Here is a 17,605-nt window from a genome sequence, read left to right as displayed (position 1 = left end):
GTTATTTAGACCCTTTCTCCATCTCAGCATGATACTCTCCTGCCCTTGCAATGGTATTAAGCTTTGCACGATGATAGAGCAATTGCTGGGCTTTAGCTACATTCTCATCTTTACCCTGCCAGTGATCCATAGCCGGTTGCTGGATGGCGCGGGCGAAAGAGAAGGTGAGCGCCCAGGGCAGCTTGCCTTTGTATTTTACATGCATGGCGTTTAAGTGGGCGGTAGCATCGGTGTTTGACTGCCCGCCGGATAAAAAAGCAATGCCCGGTACCGCAGCCGGCACACAGCGCAACAGGCATTTGATGGTTTCGTAAGCAACCCTATCGGCATCGGCCTGCACGGGCGACTTTAAGCCCGGTAAAACCATATTGGGTTTGAGTATCATCCCTTCAAGGTAAACACGCTGTTGTATCAGCACCTCAAACACCAGATGCAAAACACGTTGCGTTACCTCAAAGCAGCGCTCAATACTGTTATCGCCATCCATCAGTACTTCGGGTTCGATGATGGGAACCAAACCCGCTTCCTGGCAAAGGGCGGCGTAGCGGGCCAGGGCGTGGGCATTGGCGTAAATGTTACCATCGGTTGGCAAGCCATCGGCAATGGTAATTACAGCGCGCCATTTGGCAAACTTTAGTCCGGCTTTGGCGTAATCTGTTAACCGTTCGCGCAGGCCATCCAAACCTTCGGTTATCTTTTCGCCGGGGAAGGCGGCCATATCCTTTGCGCCTTCGTCGAGCTTGATGCCGGGGATAATGCCCTGCTTTTTCAAGATATCTAAAAAAGGCGTACCATCGGCTGTAGCCTGGTGAATGGTCTCGTCAAACAAAATGGCACCGCTTATGCACTCACCCAAATTTGGCGTAGTAACGATCAGCTCGCGGTATTTGCGGCGATACTCCATAGTTTGGGGTATGCCGGCTTCGGCAAAGCGCTTGTTGGCGGTGGGGATGCTTTCGTCCATAGCGAGCAGGCCCTTGTTGCCGGCCATCAGTTTGTGTGCGGTATCTTTAAGCGTTTGCTTATCCATTGTATCAGGTTATATCGGGTATTAACAATTGGTATGCGCTTTCGTTTGATGTGCGTAAAAAAATGGATATTAAATACATAGCTAATCTGCAGTTAATATGTACCTTGCATAGGTAAACCAAACCTTGATGACCAATTACCCCGCGCTGTGCCGCATAATTTTTGCCGCTTCGCTTATCGCGATAGCTGTACAGCAATTGGTATGCGGTTGCTTTTTGCCCGTTATTATGCCGCCCTGGGGATTTACGCATAGCAGCGGTGCTGTGGCCGGCTCGAGCGGTTTGCTTGCGGCTATGGTTATCAGGACCCTTTGGGGGCCGCGCAGCCGTAAGTATACTTTGGAACTGGGTTATTTGCTGCTGCTGATGTTTATTGTTTTCCAGGTATCGTACCAACTGCTTAACAACCCTGCTTTTTTAGGCGGGTGGACCAATCCGCTTAAGGTATTGGCTTATGCCGGGGGCGCTTTTATCGTGGTTTCATCATTACCAAAAACCGGCAACAGCGATACCAATATTTTTGAAAAAATACTGCCATTGGGGCGGTTCTTTTTTGCGATCACCTTATTTATTTTTGGCATTGAGCATTTTGTATACCCGGCTTTTGTAGCTACGCTGGTGCCCAACTGGATACCCTTTCATTTGTTTTGGACCTACTTTGCCGGACTGGCATTAATTGCTGCCGGGTTAGGCATTATGTTTAACTTTAGGTTGCGGTTAACGGCTAACTTATTAGGCACCATGCTGTTTTTATGGGTTATAGTGCTGCATATCCCCCGCGCTATTGCCGACCCGCACAGCGGAAACGGGAACGAATGGACCAGCGTTTTTGAGGCTTTGGGTTTTAGCGCCATTGCTTTTTTACTGGCTGCAAATCCCGCCAGGGTATAACCGGTGCGCGTTATACCAACAAATATTTATTAGGATATCTACATATTAGTAATTACATTTATCTTTCGAATTATTTACAGGCAATGGGAATTTATAATACTTGATGGAATCCTAATATCTGCATCATGAGGTACCTTTATTCGTTAATTATATTCTCAAGTTTTTCAACCCTTGCGCTGGCACAAACCGGTTCAAATCCCATACAAACAGCCGTACCTTTTTTAACCATTTCGCCCGATGCACGTTCGGGAGCTATGGGCGATGCCGGTGTGGCGCTTTCGCCCGATGTTAACTCGCAATACTGGAACGCTTCAAAACTGGCTTTTTTAGATAAGGAGACTAACTTTTCACTATCGTACAGCCCCTGGCTGCGCAATTTGGTGAGTGATGTTAGCCTTGCCAATTTAAACTTTTCGCAAAAGCTGGATGACCGTAACACCATAGGCGCATCGCTGCGTTATTTTAACCTGGGTACGCTTAGCCTGTACGATGATAACCAAAACCCGCTGGGCACCTCAAAACCTGTCGAATTTGCGTTTGATGTATCGCTTGCGCGCAAGTTTAGTCCCGGCCTGTCGTTAGGTTTGGCCATGCGTTATATCCACAGCAACCTGTCGCAGGGGATAGCAACCAACACCCAGTATTCGGCTATCAATGCCTTGGCTGCCGATATCTCGATGTTTTCGACCCACGATGTACACGAATTTGGTAACGATGCCGTATTTGCTTTCGGCGTTAACATCAGCAATATCGGCCCCAAAGTAAACTACGTAGCCAACGGGCCAAAATACTTTTTACCAACCAACTTAAAGATCGGTGCGGCCAATACCTGGTTGTTTAGCCAGGACACCAAGCTTACCTTGGCGCTCGACCTGAATAAACTGCTGGTACCAACCCCGCCCCTGCGCGATAATGCCGGTAATATCATCAGCGGCAAGGACGATAACCGTTCGGTAGTATCGGGCATCTTCGGCTCGTTTAGCGATGCGCCCGGCGGCACCAGCGAAGAACTGCAGGAAATTACCTACTCAACCGGCGCCGAACTATGGTTCCACAACCAGTTTGCTTTGCGCGGTGGTTACTTTTACGAAAACCCCAACAAAGGCAACCGCCAGTTTTACACCCTGGGCGCAGGTTTCCGCTACGCCAATATCGCGCTCGATTTTTCGTACCTGTTCTCACAGCAGCAATACAATGCTTTAGCCAATACACTACGGTTTAGTTTAGGGTATAATTTGGATGGGAAGGGGAAGAAGTAGTTTTTGATTTCGAATTTCGGATGTTCGATTTCGGATTTTTTTATTTTTTTAGGAGTCATGCTGAACTTGTTTCAGCACCCCACCGTACAGAGCGGCCATACAAGTCTTTTTTGAATTTTTCATTTTGACTTTTGAATTTAACAAGGGCGTTGCCTCCGGCCCGGGCTTTACACTCATACTGCACGGGCCTTAGCCACGGCCTGCCCTGAACCCGCCGCCTGGCCGGTATCCGCTCCAATCCCTAACGCAGACTCCCGTACCCCATCACCACCCGGCAAATCATTTTGACTTTTTAATTTTGACTTTTGACTTTCCCCCAGGGGGGAAATTGTAAGAATATTTTCCATCTTTTCATCACTCCCCATTCCCGGCTCCAGACTCCCGACTTCCGACTCAAGACTTTCCCGCGGCCGCCCCGGACTAATATTCATATCCTCCAAAGCCATTTGGGTTTTCAAATCTATTCCCTCCAATTCAAAATCCTCCACCGGGTAATCCATCGGCAAATTGTTAGTACTCCTATCCACAACCGCTACTGCAACTGCCGCTGCCACTTCTTCTTTTCCACCCGTAGCCTTTGTTGGTGTCCTCACCAACAAACCGTCTTCCGAACTTTCGGACATCACACCTTCTTCATCTTGACTCTTGATTCTTGGCTCTTGATTCTTCTTCACCCCCAAAGTCCCGTAAAAATCCAAATGCCTCGCAATCTTATCCAGCGCGCTCATTTTATTATGAAGTTTGATCCGGCTCTGCATCCCCACCCGGTAACCCTCGCCATCCTGCACTTCGGTAATATCATAAAAACTAATGGCCGCTTTCTCGTCAGCAGTCAACTCATTCATCCGTTTCAAACAGGCATATTCATCATAATAATTACCCATATTGCTAAAAGCGATCTTCGAAAGCTCTCGCAAGATCATATCATGCGTGATCTCCAGCCGCTGGCTCCGCCGGTTCATCGCCTTCTTTAAATAATACTGAATTTTAGGTACATGCAGCAAGGCCCCTTTTCTACTCGTGTTCTCGCTATAGCCGCTGTTCACGGCAGCTTTAAAAGCATTAAAATGGGTCAAATACTCATCGCAAAAGCGCTGCTGCTGGTGCGTTAACCGGTAACTGTCCGGTATTGATTCTATTGTATTCATCTATTGGTTTATTTAAGGTTAAATATTACATATGTAATTTAAAATCTTAAATATACGCAAATTTTAGTTAAAATTCAACATTTAATTATTACAACAATACTAACTTTGTCATCTCGACCCCAAAGAGAACTATTTCTTGAGCAGGGTAGCGCCTGGATATAGCGAGCGAAAAAATCTTCTGCTGCATACCGGCTTGGAGCAGAAGATTTCTCTCTATCGTTCGAAATGACAAAGGGACCCGCCAGGTGCCGCTGATGATTGGGAATAGCAGGGAGTACAGGAGTTGGTGAGTATTTTAATGATTGAAGGATTGATTGAATGAATGACTGAATGGAGGCAAGAGGCTGCTCGGTTTTAGTCACAAGTTAACCCATCCCACCACCAGCCCTTAAACTTGCGCCAGTAAAAGGCTCGCTCACGTTGCGATAGCGTACATGTTATTTAATGGCGCGTTGGGCAGACAGAACGCCGGGCCGGCGCAGGGGTGAATGCCGGTTTAGCTTTTCTGAGTGGAGCGCAGCGGAACGGGAAAGCTAAAAACCGGCAGAGCGGGTGGAAGGATCGTTCTGTCTTGATTTATTCACTGTTTTAATTGTTTTTTATGGTGTTCATGAGCTCCCTACAGTCGGTTTTTGTTACTTTTTTATCAAGAAAAAAGTAAGAGCCCTTCCGCGGCGGCGAGCGGAAGAAGAATACAGTTCGAGACGAATAGTGACCGATAGGTTATACGGCCCTCCCTGTTCTACTTTCAGTACAAGTTAACCAATCGCACTGTGGTTCGACAGGCTCACCATGACAGGCCCTTAAACTTGCGCCAATAAAAAGGCCCACTCATGTTGCAATACGTACATGTTATTTTATGGCGCGCCGGGCTGACAGAACGCCGGGCCGGCGCAGGGGTGAATGCCGGTTTAGCTTTTCTGAGTGGAGCGTAGCGGAATGGGAAAGCTAAAAACCGGCAGAGCGGGTGGAAGGATCGTTCTGTCTTGATTTTTTGTTACTTTTTTATCAAGAAAAAAGTAAGAGCCCTTCCGCGGCGGCGAGCGGAAGAAGAATACAGTTCGAGACGAATAGTGACCGATAGGTTATACGCCCCCCTGCTCTCCTTCAGCACAAGTTAACGCATCACACCATGGCTCGACATACCGAGCTTGTCGAAGCATCACATGACAGGCCCTTACACTTACGTTAATAAAGATTTGCGTTTAGACGCGATGCAATCGCTTGACAGCGTTAAGCGGCTCGTTGCAAACGAGCGCAAGCAAGCAGAAAAACGAGCGCAAGCAGGCTTATTAACTTATAAAATCGTTTACGGTAACAGCTACCGGTACATAGGTGGAGTGCAGGGGACCCTGAAAGGTTATAAAATGATGAGCGGGGTCGCCGGCGGCGCTTGTGCGAACAAAAGTGGCTTCGCGGCCAAAGTTCCTTGTTTTAGCTTCGATGCTTACTTGCGAAATTAAGATGATCTCGGGTTCAGTCCAGTGTTTTTTTAGGGGTTGGGGAGTTGAAAGTTGCATTCGGGATGTTCTTTACAAAGATAAAATTAGTTATTACAAATCAAAGGGATTAATAGACAGCAGTTTGCGTTAGGGATAGCAGCGGATAAGTGAAAGTTAAAATTCAAAATTCAAAAATGACCTGTATGGCGGCCCTGTATGATGGGGTGCCGAAACGAGTTCGGCATGACTTGCATTTATGATTGCATAGCGGTTCTGCCTATGTGCGATTGCTTCGTTCCTCGCAATGACATTTTTAGAAAATACCGAATAATACCTATGTGTTTAAACCAAATTTGCCATCCCAAATCAAAAAAACAAGTAAATTCGAAATTGAAAATTCGAAATTCGAAATTTCATCCAACATGTAATATTTTCCCGTATCATTACTCTAAATTTTATAATAAGCATACTACTAAAATGGCTATAAATCTTCAAAAAGGGCAACGCATTGATATAGGCTTGTCTAAAATAAGTGTGGGTTTAGGATGGAACCCCCACGAGGGCACCGGGTTTGATTTCGACCTCGACGCTTCGGCTTTCATGATCGACCAGAACAGGTTGATCCCACAGGAAGAATTTTTTATATTTTATGGTAATACCGATTCGCCCGACCATGCCCTGCACCACAGCGGCGACGACCCTACCGGCGGCAACAGCGATGGCGGCGACGATGAGACCATATCGGTCGACCTTACCAGGGTTGATCCGCGCATTGGCGAGATATTGTTTGTGGTAACCATACACGAGGCTATTGCCCGCAGGCAAAACTACGGGCAGGTACGCGATTCGTACATTCGTATTGTAGACGATGTTACCGGGCAGGAAATTGCCAAGTACGAATTGGGCGAAGATTTTTCGATAGAAACAGCGGTTGAGTTTGGCCGTTTATACAAACACAGCGGGCAGTGGAAATTTGAAGCATCGGGCGTGGGCTACCGCGAGGACCTGGCTTTCTTTTTAGCAAAATATTACAAAGGGCAAATCATCAAATAACCTAAAAAAAATATGGCAATCAACTTGATCAAAGGTCAAACCATCGACCTGCGTAAAAACGACCGGGGCGAAGAGTTCGACCTGTCATCGGTAACTATAGGCCTCGGCTGGGACGTTCGTCAAAAAGGCGGCGGCGGCTTTTTGGGCAAGCTATTTGGCGGCGGCGAAAGCGAAGAATACGATCTGGACGCGATAGCATTTTTACTGAACAGCAACGGCAAGGTGGCTAACCTGGGCCGCTCTATCGACAAGGGCGGGCGCCACATCAATATGTTTGAGGGCGATGTGGTTTACTTTAACTCGATGGTGCACCCATCGGGCCACATTTGGCTCACCGGCGATAACCGTACCGGCGCCGGTGATGGCGACGATGAGCAGATCATTGTGAAACTGGATAGCCTTGACGCTAAGTACGACCGCATTTTGTTTGTAGTGGCTATTTACCAGGGCAGGCAAAACCATCAGCATTTTAGCATGGTGGAGAATGCTTTTATCCGTGCGGTTGATGCGCATGGCAAAGAGATCACGAAGTTTAGCCTTTCGGGCGATGCAACCTACAACGGCATGTGCAGCATGACGTTTGCCGAAGTGTACCGCAAAGATGGCTCGTGGAAGTTCCGTGCTATTGGCGATGCCCACCAAACCGATAACTTTGTAGAGATACTAAAACAGTACACCTAAAAAAATCGGGCACGCAAAGGCGCTAAGTACCGGTAAAACTTTGCACCTTCGCGCCTTTGCGTGATATCTAAAAAAGCTATTATGGCGATGTACCAGCATTACTCGTTCGATCTGTGGTTGACGCTCATCAGGTCAAATCCGCTGTTCAAACAGCGGCGGGCTTTGCATTTTTACCACAACTACAATAGCCTCCAAAAACCGCTGGAAGAGGTGGAGCGCATATTCCGCCAGGTTGATCTGCTGGGCAACAGCATCAACGAGGCCACAGGCAAAAACATCGATGCCGACGAACTGTACCTCATGGTGATCAGCCTGCTCAACGAAGGGCAGGTAGCTTTGACGGATATTGATCTGCCGGCTTTGTTTACCGATATGGAAGCCCTGCTGTTTGAATACCTGCCTTTGCTTTACAGCGACGATACCGCGCAGGTGTTATCCCTACTCAAACAAACCGGCTGCAGCATAAGCATCCTGAGCAATACGGGCTTCATCAAAGGGGCAACGTTGCGCAAGGTGCTGCAAAAGCTGGATATAGCTCGGTATTTTGATTTTCAACTGTATTCGGACGAGGCTGGTCTGTCAAAACCCAACAAAGCATTTTTTGAGCTTATGCTGGCTGAAATTTCAAAAATAAGATATGTACCTTTAACCCAGGTAATCCATATAGGCGATAACCCTAAAGCCGATATATGGGGAGCCGAAGCGGTGGGCATCAATAGCCTGCTGGTCAACTCAAACAATATACCTGTCAAAAACCTCATTACCGATGCTGCACAACATTTATTCACTACATAAAATAAGCAACAGCACCAGCTTTGGTTTTGATGCCGGCCACTACAGCCGCTTCAAGTTTGGCGATGGCAGGGTATCGGCCGCTTTTGGCACCGCACTGGCCGAAGGTTTTATCCATGATGTATTGGAAGCAGATCCTGTCCACAACCAGATCGTGGTGATATCAAGCCCGTATTCGTTTATTCCTACGGCTACTTTCGCCATGAAAAACGCCTTTGTATATCGGCTTAACCGCTGGCTGGCCGAACGGCATTTGCCCGTTGTACAGGAAACCAAAGTACACCGCACCATTACCTACAAAGAAGATTACGGCGAGCTCAATGCCGAGCAGCGCATGAACCTCATCGGTAATGATTCGTTTCACATCGATGCCCAATTTCTGAAAGGTAAAACGCTCATTTTTTTAGACGACATCAAGATAACAGGCAGCCACGAGCGCATGATCAGCAAAATGATAGCGCAGTACAACCTGCATAACGACATCCATATGCTGTACTTTGCCGAGCTGGCTAACCCGGATATCCATCCCAATATCGAAAACTACCTCAATTATTTCGAGGTAAAATCTATTTTCGACCTGGATGCCATCATCAACTCCGGTAACTTCTGCATCAATACCCGCATCGTTAAATACATTTTAAATTACGAACATGATAGCGTTCGCGTATTTTTGGATAATCAAACCAAAGCTTTTATTTCCGAACTTTACAATATGGCACTGGGCAACAGCTACCATACCATGGAAAGCTACGCGGTCAACCTGAATTACATCAAAGACTATTTATTTACCAATAATAATGTATTAGTATAATGGCAATCAATCTGCAAAAAGGGCAGCGCGAAGCGATCAACGCGCCCAAATTCACCATCGGTTTAGGATGGGATACCAACGCCTCAACCACCGGCACCGATTTCGATCTTGATGCGTCGGTGTTCATCCTGGGCGAAAACAAAAAGATCCTTTCGGACGGTCACTTTGTATTTTACAATAATCTCAAATCGCCCGATGGCGCAGTTGAGCATACCGGCGATAATTTGACCGGCGAAGGCGATGGCGATGACGAACAGATCAAAGTAGACCTCTCTAAAATAGACGCAAAAGTTTTTGAGATCTGTGTGGTGGTTACCATACACGATGCCGAAAACCGCCGCCAAAACTTTGGCCAGGTACGCAACTCGTTCATCCGCGTATTCGACGGCGCTACCAACGAAGAGCTGTTGAAGTACGAACTCGACGAAGATTTTTCAATCGAAACCGCCGTTGAATTCGGCCGCATTTACAAACGTAACGACGAGTGGAAGTTTGAAGCCATAGGCGCCGGCATGAAAGGCGGTTTAAAAGATTACTTAACCAAATACAACTAAACCATGGCAATTAGCTTAGAAAAAGGCCAGCGCATTAACCTTGAAAAAGGCAACGGCAGCAAACTGCAAAATATCTGCGTAGGCATCAACTGGGGCGCTATCGAAAAGAAAGGCATATTCGGCATCGGCGCTACCAAAGAGGCTGTTGACCTTGATGCCAGCTGCGCCCTGTTCAACGAAGCCAAACAGGTTGAAGATGTTATTTACTTTGGTAACCTGCGCTCAAAAAACGGCGCGGTGCGCCACAGCGGCGATGACCTTACCGGCGATATGGATGGCGACGATGGCCTGGATAACGAGATTATCACGCTCGACCTGTCGGCCCTAAGCCCAACAACCAACTATGTGGCCTTTGTACTAAACAGCTTCCGCGGACAGGATTTTGGTAAGATACCTTTTGCCTCCATCCGCATTTACGAGGGCACGCCAACACGCGTGAACGAAGTATTTGCTAAATTTGATATTGCCCACGGCGCGGGCTTTGCCGGGCACGTATCCATGGTAATGGGGGTGTTTTACAAACGCAACGGCGAGTGGAAATTCAACGCCATTGGCGAGCCAACCGCCGACAGGAAATTAGAAGATACGGTTAATACAGTAATGCAAAAATATTTATAATTTAGTTAATCATCGGTAAAACGGCAGGTTTGTAACGTACTGTTGTTTTATCAGTCAAATCATCATAAAAATTTTGTCTGCAATGGAAACAACACCCGAAAATACAAACACTAACCCGGCCAACGAAACACCGGCACCAGCACCCGCACCTGTAAATGACATACCTGCGGTACCGGCTACAGCCGAAACGCCCGCCGTTGTCAACGATATACCCGAACTAACCGTTAACCTGCCATCAACCCTAAAGGTTGATAAGGATGGCAACGTCAATACCGCGGTAGTTACCGCAGCCGATCAGCAAAAATACGGGGCTATCAGCAAAACCCTCGATCCGCACGATGTAAACTCGGTTTTAAACTTCGGCACCGAGGTGCAGGGGTCGATGGAAAAATACAGTAACCAGTTTTTAACCTCTGTACGTACCTATAATTCGGGCGAGGTTGGCGGCCTGATCACCGAACTGCTCACCGAACTCAACTATATCGATGTTGACGAACTGAACCAAAGCGGTTTGAAAGGCTTTTTGATGAAAGTACCTTTCTTAAAAGGACTGGTAATGGATGCCAAAAAGCTGTTCGCCAAATATGATACCGTAGTTGATAACATCGATAAGATCACCAACAAGATCAAAGCCGGCCGCCTGAACTCGATCAAGGATAACAGTTCGCTGCAAACCATGTTCGACAGCAATGTTGACTACATCCACCAGATGGAAGACCTCATCATTGCCGGACAGTTAAAATACAACGAGCTAAGCGTTAAACTTGCCGAAATGGAAGGCCGCCCTGCAGATTACAACGATTACGAAATTGCCGATATGCGCGAATTTGTAACCCGCCTGGATAAACGCCTGGCCGACCTCAAAGTGGTGCGCTTTATCATGATGCAATCGCTGGCGCAGATCCGCGTGGTACAAAACAACAACACCTCCATCGCCGATAAGGCTCAGTCTATCATTTCCACCACCATCCCGGTTTGGAAAAACCAATTGACCATAGCCGTGGCCCTGCAAAGGCAAAAGGCCAATGTGGAGATGCAGAAAAAGATCTCCGACACCACCAACACCATCCTGCAAAAAAATGCCGACATGCTGAAACAGAACAGTATAGACGTAGCACGCGAGGGCGAAAAAACCGTGGTATCGATAGAAACATTGAAAAGAACAACCGCATCGTTGATCGAAACATTGAACGAAGTGAAACGCATTCACGAAGAAGGTGCGCAAAACCGCAAGAACTTAAACTCGGAATTACAAAATTTAGAAGCCGAACTAAAGAAAAATGTGACGCAGGTTGGCTAATTTTGAATAATGGATGATAACCGGAAGGCGATATTAAACGACTCGAACAGGATAATCAGTAAACTACAGTTACTCTCTGTTTTTTTTGGCGATGATATAATTTATAAAATTTATCTGCGCAGCCAGGTTATACACCAGTTATTTGAAGATAACATTGAACTCGATATCAATAAACTGGAGCTGTTTCACCTCCAGTTTACACAAACTTTGATTGAACTGCTGCGGCAGATAAAAAAGAATAATGAGAAAAGCATTCTCATCTTACTCGACGAGATCCAGATCAACAGGGACCTGATCGATAAGATCAAAGATTCTTTATTATCTGCCGAGCAGTTTCGTAACGATCAGCAGCGCCAGGCCTTAAAGATCAACACCTCGCTGCGCAAACTGTACCAGGCGCTGTCGGATAATACATCCGATTACCCTTTCTCTAAAAACATCAACGCCTTCAGTACCAATTACGCTGCCGATTTTTTTTATACCGTCGAGCCTTCGCTTATCGCCGGCATGGTAAAATACACGCCGGCCGAAATTTACAGCAATGCCTACGCCACCATCCATAAAAAACTGTTGGGCCTGCTATGCAAATATGATTTCAGGAGCAGTTTTTACTGCGGCTTAAAAGCCGGCGATCAGGTTTTAGAGGTTTACAATTTAAACAATACCGACCGCTATTTTATCTACTCGCCAACAAAACAACTCTTTTTGTTTTGCGATGTAACTCAAATCGATACCGCTAATCTAAATACTGAGCTGTCCAAAAAAGGGCAGTTTATACAAGAGCTGACCGATAAGAACGATCAGCTCAACAACAGTATCAACATCATCAAAACAACCATCCCGGCCGAAATTAAAAACCTGTTAGTTGAAAATTACCGGAAATTAAACGATATTAACTTTTTACAAAGCATCAGCGAAGTTGATGTACAGGCCAACATGCTTAAAAGCATGCTCAACACCGATATTATATAAACAAAATGGATATACTACACACCTTATTGGGCGCCGATATCAAAGCCGGACTGCTTATTATTTTAAACTTGATTGTTATCGAAAGCTTGCTCTCGGTTGATAATGCCGCGGTGCTGGCAACCATGGTGCTCGATCTGCCTAAACACCAGCGCGCCAAAGCCTTGCGCTACGGTATTTTAGGCGCATATGTATTACGCGGCGTTTGCTTGTTTTTGGCAGCCTGGCTGGTTAAAATATGGTGGTTAAAACCATTGGGCGGCTTGTACCTGCTGTACCTGGCTTTCGGCTACTTTAAAGGCAAACTAAGCGAGGGCGAAGATGGCGGCGATGACGCTGTAGATAAAGAGCAAAACTGGGTTTACAAAAAAATCGTAGGAGCCATCGGTACGCTTTGGGCAACCATCGTACTGGTCGAAATTATGGACCTTGCCTTCTCTATCGACAACGTATTTGCAGCCGTGGCCTTTACCGACCACGTGTTTTTGATCTACACAGGCGTATTCATAGGTATACTGGCTATGCGTTTTGTAGCGCAGGCCTTTGTTAAACTGATGGAAAAATTTACCTTTTTAGAAACCATCGCCTTTATCGTGATCGGTGTGCTGGGCATTAAGCTCACCTTTTCATTATACATACACTTTTATCCGGATAGCGAGGTAACCAAAGCCATGAGCGGCGAAAAAGCCGATATCTTTGTATCGGTGTTTACGGTAGCTATTTTTGTGCTACCGGTGTTAAGCTCCCTGCTGTTCAACTTCCCGAAAAGGAATATAATTAAGCCTGAGATTGCCGAAGAAGCAGAGGATGTGCTGGATAATCAATAAAGAATAAATAAACAAGCATAAGGCAGTGCGATTCCCTCCCCACGGGAGGGTGTAGGGAGGGGTTTATACATAAGTTTGGCGAATAAACCCCTCCCTGCCAAACCACTGTCTATCGCACCCCTCCCCCCGGGGAGGAATAAAAAGGCATCATCAATAACTCATGATCAAACTCCTCGCCGGTTGTTTCGGTATCGGTTATATCAAAGGCGGCGGCACTATTGCAGCGGCAGTTACCTGTTTACTGCTCTGGTGGGCCTGGCCCGGCAATTGGTTGTTCATCGGCATCACCATTTTTATTACCCTTTTGGGGATATGGCTTGGCGACAAGGTTGAACCTTATTGGGGAAAGGACAGCTCAAAACTGGTGATCGATGAAGTATCGGGTATGCTGGTTACCCTGATATGGCTGCCGCATAATGTATGGTTGTTACTGGCCGGCTTTGTTTTATTCCGCTTTTTCGATATCGTAAAACCCCTCGGCATCCGCAAACTCGAAGATCTGCCCGGCGGTACCGGTGTAATGCTTGATGATGTTGCTGCGGGTATTTACGGCAATATTATTTTGCAGGCGGCAGTCCTGCTGATGCATTTATAATTTCACGTGCGCCCGTCTGTAACGGTGCTTAGCATGGCCCGACAATTGTATCGCCCCTCCTTTTCCGCCTCTCCAAACGCCCTCATTTTCACCATATTTACACCCGACCCGCCATTTGCTTATTTAGTATAGAATAATTATCTTAGTGAACAGTTATCAAACGATACCTGTCTAAAACCAATTATTACTAAAACCTGGAGCTAAACCGTAAATAAGGGAGCCTGTATCAGCATTGTATAAAAGCGGAAGGCCCATAGTGTGCAGAATTGAGCTTGATCAGGTTATTTACTGACCGGTATCACTTAAAAAAAGAGGTATTTGGTTGTTATTTGTAACTAATAAAACCATAAAGTTATGCCGTGGATGAAAGGCGAGTATCCGCCATCGTACAAAAATTTGCCTGTCAGGATCAGGAACAAGGCCGTTGAAATTGCCAATGCATTATTGTTTTACCATGGTGCAGATGAACACGCAGCTATTGCTTTGGGGGCGCATTGCGCTAAGGAGTGGGCAAAAAAAACAGCAAACTAAGGGTAGGATCAATTGATAGATCAAATCTGAAACGGCTATCAGGTGACGTAATTGTACGTGCTGTCGCACGATGATTAACTTATTTAAGTGGCAAACTAAAATAAAAAGTGGAACCAATGCCGCTTTCACTTTCAACCCATATGTTTCCCTCGTGCCGCTTAATGATCTCGGCGCTTAGGTACAACCCTATACCAAAACCCGATATATGCTGCGTATGGTTGCTTTCAACCCGGTAGTAACGCTCAAACAGTTTTTCTTTGTCCTGCGGCTTAATACCCATACCCTCGTCTTTTACGCTAACCTGCGCGGTATTGCCTGTTACCTCGCAATGCACCTCGATTAATTTGCCTTTCGGCGAGTATTTAACCGCATTACTGATGAGATTGCTAATAACTGAACCTATTTTATCGTGATCGGCATTAACAATAACAGCTCTGCACGGTTCAAATTTGATGATATGGCTGGATACGGTTAATTCTGTTTCTTTGATCACCTCCTCTATCAGTTTTTCCAGATCAAACTGATGTTTATCGATCATGATCTTACCCGATTCCAAACGCGAAATATTAAGGAACCCATTGATCATGGTACTCATTTTCTTTACCTGCACACTGGCTTTATCCAAAGCTCCGGCCACAAAAGCATCGTCGCTGTTTTTGAACTTCGAATTTAAAACCTGTACCAACGCTGTAAGCGTAGTTAACGGCGTTTTCAACTCATGGCTTACCATCCCGATAAAATCGTTTTTCCTGATCTCATCCTGTTTCTGCTCTGTGATCTCATGCAGCACGCCGGTAAAATACCGGTTAACACCATTATCATCTTTCTGTACTGTCCCGATACCCCTAACCCAACGTGTCTTGCCATCGTTATGTCCAATAATAGGATATTCTATATCATAACGTACGCCTGTAATAATAGCATTTTCAACCAGTTCGGCTACGGTCTGCCGGTAATCCGGGTGAATTTGGTTAATGGCTGCTTCGTAAGGCATTTCTTCATCCGGCGCAAAGCCAAAAAACTCTTTTAAGCGTGGCGAAGGATAAAATACCCGGTCGATAACATTAATAGAGAACGAACCTAACCCCGCAGCTTCAATAGCCATGCGAAGACTCTCTTCGGCACGTTCCACTTTTTTGCGGGCGGTTACCTGTTCAGTTACATCTATGGCTACCACCAGGATATCGGTAGTTTGGCCGGTGTTATTTTTTATAGGCTGGTATACAAAGTTCAGGAAAAATTCTTTCAGGTCGCCTTCGTCGCCCAGCATCGCACGGATCTCGTTGCCATAAAAAGTACTCCCCGAAGTATATACATCATCCAGGATTTTTAAAAATGGCTGGCCTTCTAATTCGGGCAGTGCTTTTTCTAAACTTAAGCCTATGATCGATTTAGATTTGCCCCATATTTTAAGGATCATATCGTTAGCCGATTCGACTACTAATTCCTTTCCCTGAAACACGCAGATGGCAACGGGAGCTTCCTGTATCAGGTATTTAAACCGTGCTTCGCTTCTGGCAAGGTCATCAATTATTTCCTGTAGCTTATCCTGCGTTTCTGTCAATTGACGATTAGTGGTGGCCATTTCTTCATTGGCGGCAGATAGCTCTTCATTAATGGCTTGCATTTCCCCGGCATATTTTTCGAGTAGCTGGCGGGCTTCTACTTTGTCAGTCACCTCGAACGACATCACCAGCACCGATGTAATATGTCCGTTTACATCGGTGAGCGGTTGGTAGCTATAGTCCACATAAGTAGTTCTCCTGCTGCCGTCGTTATCCACAAATAACACCGGGCTTTCTTTTACATTGATTACCTCGCCGGTAGCCAGTACGTGTCGCAACTGTCCCGGAAAGGGCTGGTCTGCCAATTCGGGTAAAATGTCGAGTAACGGGATGCCAATGGTAGTTTCTTTAGTGCGGCTCCAGTAAGCAATATTCGCCTTGTTGATCATCTCTACGGCAAGATCATTTTCGCTGATAACAACCACGTGCGCAGGCAGCATATTGAGCATTTGCTCCATACGATGCTCATAGGTTTTACGGTCGGTAATATCGATACACGAACTGATATAACCGGTAAACGAGCCATCGGGGTTAAACCGCGGCGGCCCTTTGGCCAATAACCAGCGATAATTGCCATTTTTGCTCAATATCCTGAATTCGCCGGTAAAAGGCATCCTGTCTTTAAACGCAGTTAAATAAATATCCAGCCATCGGTCTTTATCGTCGGGATGGATAAGATCAGCCCAGCCAAATTTTAACAGATCGTCCATTGATTTACCGGTAAGATCGGTCCAGGCCTTATTGAAATAAACGGCGTTGCTTGATTCATCACTCATGGCGATCATTACATCGCTGCTTTCGGCCATGGTGCGAAACCGCGCCTCACTTTCTTTAACATTTTGGATGGACTTAACTTTTTCGGTGGTCTCCATACAAATTACCAGCACCCCGCCAATGTTGCCATCTTCTTCGCGTATGGGGCTGTACGAAAAATCGAAATAGCAGTCTTCCAGGTAACCGTTCCTATCGAGCGGTACCATAAAATCAGGGAAGCCAAAATTTTGCCCTTCCATTACCCCGGCAAACATGGGCCCTATGGTTTCCCATATTTCGGCATAAGTATCGCGGGCACTACCGCCCATTGCCTGCGGGTGCTTAGTTTCGCCGTTGATAGGCCTGAAAGCATCATTATATAACTGGGTATAATTTTTACCCCAACAGATCAATACCGGAAATTTAGTGGTTAGCATCATGCTCACCGAGTGCTTCAGCGCAGTAGGCCACGATTGTGGCGGCCCTAAATCCGTATCGGTCCAATTTACAGAGCGGATTAGCCCGCCCATTTCACCGCCGCCCTGCAAAAAATTTGGTAATGAGTTATTTACGTTATCAGCTGACGGCATTGTGAGTTGGAGGTTGAATGTATAAAGTTACCATTTTAGTTATGTTTAAGTACATAATTAAATAATAACCCCAACCTGAACAATTGTGTATTATCAATTGTTTCGAATAAAAACCAATGATCGGGACCTGTTTTCAATAATTGTAAATACCCAACAGTATTATATTTAGGTTGTATATATATTACATAGTCAGGCAAT

The 17,605-nt window shown here is 46.0% G+C and carries 17 protein-coding genes; 13 read left to right on the top strand and 4 right to left on the bottom strand.

Translation table 11 applies throughout. The features are described 5' to 3' along the window. Position 1: 1 nt before the first annotated feature. Positions 2–1,030: a class I fructose-bisphosphate aldolase gene (locus ACFGVR_RS08715; protein WP_448702421.1), complete on the bottom strand. Its 1,029-nt coding sequence runs from the start codon at positions 1,028–1,030 to the stop codon at positions 2–4. 127 nt (positions 1,031–1,157) lie between these two features. On the opposite strand from ACFGVR_RS08715, the gene ACFGVR_RS08710 reads away from it, so the two are divergent. Continuing rightward, complete coding sequence (locus tag ACFGVR_RS08710; RefSeq protein ID WP_448702420.1) at positions 1,158–1,919, top strand: hypothetical protein; 762 nt, start codon at positions 1,158–1,160, stop codon at positions 1,917–1,919. Positions 1,920–2,044: 125 nt separating this feature from the next. Next, positions 2,045–3,178: a type IX secretion system outer membrane channel protein PorV gene (gene porV, locus ACFGVR_RS08705; RefSeq protein ID WP_448702419.1), complete on the top strand. Its 1,134-nt coding sequence runs from the start codon at positions 2,045–2,047 to the stop codon at positions 3,176–3,178. A 173-nt stretch (positions 3,179–3,351) separates the two neighbouring features. Here porV and ACFGVR_RS08700 read toward each other — a convergent pair whose 3' ends face one another. Next, the gene (locus tag ACFGVR_RS08700; protein WP_448702418.1) at positions 3,352–4,326 is read right to left on the bottom strand and encodes a terminase small subunit; all 975 of its coding nucleotides are present in this window, start codon (positions 4,324–4,326) and stop codon (positions 3,352–3,354) included. 1,292 nt (positions 4,327–5,618) lie between these two features. Further along, on the bottom strand, positions 5,619–5,846 hold the full coding sequence (locus ACFGVR_RS08695; protein ID WP_448702417.1) for a hypothetical protein: 228 nt from the start codon (positions 5,844–5,846) through the stop codon (positions 5,619–5,621). A 399-nt stretch (positions 5,847–6,245) separates the two neighbouring features. Here ACFGVR_RS08695 and ACFGVR_RS08690 point away from each other — a divergent pair, with 399 nt between their 5' ends. The 11 genes from ACFGVR_RS08690 to ACFGVR_RS08640 all read left to right on the top strand — a co-directional run bounded on the left by ACFGVR_RS08690 (position 6,246) and on the right by ACFGVR_RS08640 (position 14,499). Then, positions 6,246–6,821, top strand: coding sequence for a TerD family protein (locus ACFGVR_RS08690; protein ID WP_448702416.1), 576 nt, complete (start codon positions 6,246–6,248; stop codon positions 6,819–6,821). Between the two features lie 12 nt (positions 6,822–6,833). Then, positions 6,834–7,502 carry a TerD family protein gene (locus ACFGVR_RS08685; protein ID WP_448702415.1) on the top strand — a complete coding sequence of 223 codons (669 nt, stop codon included), beginning with the start codon at positions 6,834–6,836 and terminating at the stop codon, positions 7,500–7,502. Positions 7,503–7,583: 81 nt separating this feature from the next. Continuing rightward, positions 7,584–8,297: an HAD family hydrolase gene (locus tag ACFGVR_RS08680; protein ID WP_448702414.1), complete on the top strand. Its 714-nt coding sequence runs from the start codon at positions 7,584–7,586 to the stop codon at positions 8,295–8,297. Then, entirely contained in the window at positions 8,269–9,105 is an 837-nt protein-coding gene (locus ACFGVR_RS08675) for a phosphoribosyltransferase family protein (protein WP_448702413.1), read from the top strand. The genes ACFGVR_RS08680 and ACFGVR_RS08675 overlap by 29 nt, the downstream gene beginning before the upstream one ends. Further along, positions 9,105–9,659 (top strand): TerD family protein, encoded by a 555-nt coding sequence (locus tag ACFGVR_RS08670; RefSeq protein WP_448702412.1) that lies wholly within the window; start codon positions 9,105–9,107, stop codon positions 9,657–9,659. The genes ACFGVR_RS08675 and ACFGVR_RS08670 overlap by 1 nt, the downstream gene beginning before the upstream one ends. 3 nt (positions 9,660–9,662) lie before the next feature. Further along, positions 9,663–10,277: a TerD family protein gene (locus ACFGVR_RS08665; RefSeq protein ID WP_448702411.1), complete on the top strand. Its 615-nt coding sequence runs from the start codon at positions 9,663–9,665 to the stop codon at positions 10,275–10,277. Positions 10,278–10,359: 82 nt separating this feature from the next. Then, positions 10,360–11,577: a toxic anion resistance protein gene (locus ACFGVR_RS08660; RefSeq protein ID WP_448702410.1), complete on the top strand. Its 1,218-nt coding sequence runs from the start codon at positions 10,360–10,362 to the stop codon at positions 11,575–11,577. A 9-nt stretch (positions 11,578–11,586) separates the two neighbouring features. After that, the gene (locus ACFGVR_RS08655; RefSeq protein ID WP_448702409.1) at positions 11,587–12,549 is read left to right on the top strand and encodes a hypothetical protein; all 963 of its coding nucleotides are present in this window, start codon (positions 11,587–11,589) and stop codon (positions 12,547–12,549) included. Between the two features lie 5 nt (positions 12,550–12,554). Beyond that, a complete protein-coding gene (locus ACFGVR_RS08650; protein ID WP_448702408.1) occupies positions 12,555–13,373 on the top strand; it encodes a DUF475 domain-containing protein in 819 nt (272 codons plus the stop codon). Between the two features lie 160 nt (positions 13,374–13,533). Continuing rightward, positions 13,534–13,968 (top strand): phosphatidylglycerophosphatase A family protein, encoded by a 435-nt coding sequence (locus ACFGVR_RS08645; RefSeq protein ID WP_448702407.1) that lies wholly within the window; start codon positions 13,534–13,536, stop codon positions 13,966–13,968. A 354-nt stretch (positions 13,969–14,322) separates the two neighbouring features. Beyond that, a complete protein-coding gene (locus ACFGVR_RS08640; protein ID WP_448702406.1) occupies positions 14,323–14,499 on the top strand; it encodes a hypothetical protein in 177 nt (58 codons plus the stop codon). Positions 14,500–14,578: 79 nt separating this feature from the next. On the opposite strand, the gene ACFGVR_RS08635 is transcribed toward ACFGVR_RS08640, so the two are convergent. Beyond that, on the bottom strand, positions 14,579–17,407 hold the full coding sequence (locus ACFGVR_RS08635; RefSeq protein WP_448702405.1) for a PAS domain S-box protein: 2,829 nt from the start codon (positions 17,405–17,407) through the stop codon (positions 14,579–14,581). Between the last annotated feature and the right edge of the window lie 198 nt (positions 17,408–17,605).

The organism is Mucilaginibacter aureus (genome assembly GCF_053514885.1).
Note: the sequence above shows the minus strand (reverse complement) of the source record. Positions and strands in the feature narration are given on the sequence as shown.

Excerpts from the sequence above, each read along its gene's own strand:
- ACFGVR_RS08675 (WP_448702413.1), top strand. The coding sequence starts at position 8,269 with ATGCTGCACAACATTTATTCACTACATAAAATAAGCAACAGCACCAGC.
- ACFGVR_RS08650 (WP_448702408.1), top strand. The coding sequence starts at position 12,555 with ATGGATATACTACACACCTTATTGGGCGCCGATATCAAAGCCGGACTG.
- ACFGVR_RS08660 (WP_448702410.1), top strand. The coding sequence starts at position 10,360 with ATGGAAACAACACCCGAAAATACAAACACTAACCCGGCCAACGAAACA.
- ACFGVR_RS08670 (WP_448702412.1), top strand. The coding sequence starts at position 9,105 with ATGGCAATCAATCTGCAAAAAGGGCAGCGCGAAGCGATCAACGCGCCC.
- ACFGVR_RS08700 (WP_448702418.1), bottom strand. The coding sequence starts at position 4,326 with ATGAATACAATAGAATCAATACCGGACAGTTACCGGTTAACGCACCAG.
- ACFGVR_RS08665 (WP_448702411.1), top strand. The coding sequence starts at position 9,663 with ATGGCAATTAGCTTAGAAAAAGGCCAGCGCATTAACCTTGAAAAAGGC.
- ACFGVR_RS08635 (WP_448702405.1), bottom strand. The coding sequence starts at position 17,407 with ATGCCGTCAGCTGATAACGTAAATAACTCATTACCAAATTTTTTGCAG.
- ACFGVR_RS08695 (WP_448702417.1), bottom strand. The coding sequence starts at position 5,846 with ATGCAACTTTCAACTCCCCAACCCCTAAAAAAACACTGGACTGAACCC.
- ACFGVR_RS08685 (WP_448702415.1), top strand. The coding sequence starts at position 6,834 with ATGGCAATCAACTTGATCAAAGGTCAAACCATCGACCTGCGTAAAAAC.
- ACFGVR_RS08715 (WP_448702421.1), bottom strand. The coding sequence starts at position 1,030 with ATGGATAAGCAAACGCTTAAAGATACCGCACACAAACTGATGGCCGGC.
- ACFGVR_RS08645 (WP_448702407.1), top strand. The coding sequence starts at position 13,534 with ATGATCAAACTCCTCGCCGGTTGTTTCGGTATCGGTTATATCAAAGGC.
- ACFGVR_RS08655 (WP_448702409.1), top strand. The coding sequence starts at position 11,587 with ATGGATGATAACCGGAAGGCGATATTAAACGACTCGAACAGGATAATC.
- ACFGVR_RS08680 (WP_448702414.1), top strand. The coding sequence starts at position 7,584 with ATGGCGATGTACCAGCATTACTCGTTCGATCTGTGGTTGACGCTCATC.
- ACFGVR_RS08690 (WP_448702416.1), top strand. The coding sequence starts at position 6,246 with ATGGCTATAAATCTTCAAAAAGGGCAACGCATTGATATAGGCTTGTCT.
- ACFGVR_RS08710 (WP_448702420.1), top strand. The coding sequence starts at position 1,158 with ATGACCAATTACCCCGCGCTGTGCCGCATAATTTTTGCCGCTTCGCTT.
- porV (WP_448702419.1), top strand. The coding sequence starts at position 2,045 with ATGAGGTACCTTTATTCGTTAATTATATTCTCAAGTTTTTCAACCCTT.
- ACFGVR_RS08640 (WP_448702406.1), top strand. The coding sequence starts at position 14,323 with ATGCCGTGGATGAAAGGCGAGTATCCGCCATCGTACAAAAATTTGCCT.